This window comes from Corallococcus llansteffanensis, from assembly GCF_003612055.1.
GTDB classification, from domain to species: domain Bacteria; phylum Myxococcota; class Myxococcia; order Myxococcales; family Myxococcaceae; genus Corallococcus; species Corallococcus llansteffanensis.
In genome coordinates this window covers 1-1,876 of sequence record NZ_RAWB01000955.1, presented here as the reverse complement: position 1 = coordinate 1,876, position 1,876 = coordinate 1, and the positions used below count along the sequence as shown (strand labels likewise).

General features: G+C 73.8%; 3 protein-coding genes. All 3 read left to right on the top strand.

Translation table 11 applies throughout. The features are described from left to right. Nucleotides 1-144: 144 nt before the first annotated feature. Nucleotides 145-819, top strand: a complete 675-nt coding sequence (locus D7V93_RS42430) for a hypothetical protein (RefSeq protein WP_120648615.1) — start codon at nt 145-147, stop codon at nt 817-819. Between the two features lie 10 nt (nt 820-829). Next, entirely contained in the window at nt 830-1,219 is a 390-nt protein-coding gene (locus D7V93_RS42425) for a hypothetical protein (RefSeq protein WP_120648614.1), read from the top strand. Between the two features lie 6 nt (nt 1,220-1,225). Further along, on the top strand, nt 1,226-1,876 hold a 651-nt coding region (locus tag D7V93_RS42420; protein ID WP_120648613.1), incomplete at its 3' end, for a glycosyltransferase.

Below are 1,876 nucleotides of genomic sequence, written 5' to 3'. Positions count from 1 at the left end.
CAGCAAGGGCAGGGGCTCCAAGGCTCCAGCGCCCCCCGCGCCGCAGGACGCGTCGCGCACCGCGACGATGATGCTCCTGAGCCTCTACCAGGTGCTCAACTTCTCCAGCTCCCTGCGCAAGCGCGGGGACGCGAGGGCCACTCCATGAAGCTGCGTGTCCTGTTTCTCGTGGGCCTGGGTGTGCTCGCGGCCTCGGCGTGTTCGCAAGGGGGCGCTCCGGCTTCGAACGACAGCGCCGCGCCGACCTCCCAGGGCGCGGCCGCCACCGCCGCGGAGCCGAAGGAGGCCGGCGCCAAGCTCAAGTTCAAGGACGGCGACGACCGCGAGCGCTTCTCGCTCAAGCCCAAGGACGACGGCGCCAAGCTGGTGGACAGCGAGGACAAGGAGGTCGCGCGCTACAAGTGGAAGGGCGGCGAGCTCAAGGTGTCCGGTCCGGACGACGCGGTGCTGGCGTACGTCACCGGCGGCCCGGACGTGTTCCAGGTGAAGGACGCCGCGCGCGCCACCGTGCGCTACACGCTCGCGCGCGAGGGCTCCGGCTGGAAGCTCACCGACGCCCAGGGCGCCGTCCTCTACACCGTGTCCGCCGAAGGGGCGGGCGCGTCCGTGAAGGGCGCGTCCGGCGCGGAGGAGATCCGCGTGAAGGTGCGCGACGGCAAGCTGTCCCTGCGCGACCCGTCCGGCAACACGGTGCTCGCCACCAAGACGCCGGTGCCCCCCGAAGCCGCCGCGTGCCTGGGCTTCGCCGCGCTGGAGCTGCCCCTGCGCATGGCCCTGCTCTTCCGCCTCCAGTCCTCCCCTGGCGCCCCGTCGCCCTGAGCCTTCCGCCATGTCCCCATCCTTCTCGTCCGCCGAGCATTGCCTGGAGACGTCCGGCTTCCTCTTCTCCCACCCGTGTGAGCGGGCGGCGGCCACGCAGTGCACGCGCTGCCAGAAGCCGGTGTGCGCGCTGCACATGCGCATGCTCGACGGCGCGGAGTCCGTTTGCGTGTCGTGCGCCCGGACCGCGGACAACGGTGACGAGAACCGCGACGCGTCCAGCTCCGACTACGACGAGGACGACCCGAGCTACTACTACGACGACTACGGCTATTACGGCCGGGGCGCGTGGACCACCGCCGGCGGCTCGCACGACAAGAACGACTTCACCGAGGCAGATGGCGAGAGCCTGCGCCGCGAGGACGACGCCTCCTTCGAGGAGGACCTGGGCGGGAGCTGAGCGGCCGTGCGACGTCAGCACTGGCGCCTGTATGCGCTCGGCGGTGGCCTGGGGCACCTGACGCGCGCCTCCGCGCTGGCCCGCGCCGCCGTGGCCCGGGGGCACGCGGTGGAGCTGCTCACCAACAGCCCCTTCGCCCCCGGCCTGCCCCTGGAGTCGCTGCTGGGCCCGGGCGCCGTCGTGCACCGGCTGGACGCGCGCCTGGACAAGCCCGCGACGGTGGCGGCGGTGACGGCGTGGCTCACGGCCTCGCCGTGCGACGTGCTGGTGGTGGACACCTTCCCCCGGGGGCTCGCGGGGGAGCTGGCCGCGCTGCTGCCCACGGTGCGCGCGCCGCGCGTGCTGGTGCACCGCGACCTGAACCCCGTCTACGTGGAGCGCTTCGACGTGGCCCGCGCGGTGGACGCGTTCGAGCGGCTCGTCGTGCCCGGCGAGGACGCGCCCTTCGCGCACCACCCGCGCGCGGTGCGGACCCTGCCGTGGCTGCTGCTGGACGCGGACGCCCTGCTGTCGCGCGAGGAGGCCCGGCGACGGCTGGGCCTGGCCGCGTCCGATTCACGCCCGGTGGTGGCGGTGTTGGGCTGCGGCCGGCCGGAGGAGGTGGTGGAGGCGGGGGACACCGCGTCCCGGCTGCGGAGGTCGCTGGGAGGACGGGCG

Bases quoted from the DNA above. Each gene is read 5' to 3' on its own strand.
- D7V93_RS42430 (WP_120648615.1), top strand. From the start codon at position 145: ATGAAGCTGCGTGTCCTGTTTCTCGTGGGCCTGGGTGTGCTCGCGGCC.
- D7V93_RS42425 (WP_120648614.1), top strand. From the start codon at position 830: ATGTCCCCATCCTTCTCGTCCGCCGAGCATTGCCTGGAGACGTCCGGC.